General features: G+C 74.3%; 1 protein-coding gene and 1 pseudogene. Both read left to right on the top strand.

From position 1 onward, the window contains the following. A pseudogene (locus tag BZL64_RS25865) lies at positions 1-259 on the top strand (CoA transferase); the annotation flags it as partial. Further along, on the top strand, positions 256-777 hold a 522-nt coding region (locus BZL64_RS25860), incomplete at its 3' end, for a thiolase family protein (protein ID WP_483025109.1). The pseudogene BZL64_RS25865 and the gene BZL64_RS25860, both read left to right, overlap by 4 nt.

Raw genomic sequence — 777 nt, 5'->3', positions numbered from 1 at the left:
CTGTGTCGCGCCCGTGCTGTCACTGCGCGAGGCCCCGCACCACCCGCACCTCGCCGCCCGCGGCACCTTCACCGACCACGGCGGCATCACCCAGCCCGCCCCCGCCCCCCGCTTCTCCGCGACGCCCACCGCCGTGCGCGGCGGGCCCGCGCGGCCAGGCGCCGACACCGTCGCCGTGGCCCGCGACTGGGACGTGCCCCGGCTCGCCGGACCCCGAGAACACCAGCTCCCCGACCCTCACCGAAAGGCCTCCCCGTGAGCACCGAAGCGTACGTCTACGACGCGATCCGCACCCCGCGCGGGCGCGGCAAGGCAGGCGGCGCCCTGCACGGCACCAAGCCCATCGACCTCGTCGTCGGGCTCATCCACGAGCTGCGCGAGCGCTTCCCCGGCCTGGACCCGGCCGCCATCGACGACATCGTGCTCGGCGTCGTCGGCCCGGTCGGCGACCAGGGCTCCGACATCGCCAGGATCGCCGCGATCGCCGCCGGACTGCCGGACACCGTGGCGGGCGTACAGGAGAACCGCTTCTGCGCCTCCGGCCTGGAAGCCGTCAACCTGGCCGCCATGAAGGTCCGTTCGGGCTGGGAGGTCCTGGTCCTGGCGGGCGGCGTGGAGTCGATGTCCAGGGTGCCGATGGCCTCCGACGGCGGCGCCTGGTTCAACGACCCGATGACCAACCTCGCCGTGAACTTCGTGCCGCAGGGCATCGGCGCCGACCTCATCGCCACCATCGAGGGCTTCTCCCGCCGGGACGTCGACGAGTACGCCGCGCTC

Source organism: Streptomyces bobili, from assembly GCF_002154575.1.
Classification (GTDB): domain Bacteria; phylum Actinomycetota; class Actinomycetes; order Streptomycetales; family Streptomycetaceae; genus Streptomyces; species Streptomyces bobili.
Note: the sequence above shows the minus strand (reverse complement) of the source record. Positions and strands in the feature narration are given on the sequence as shown.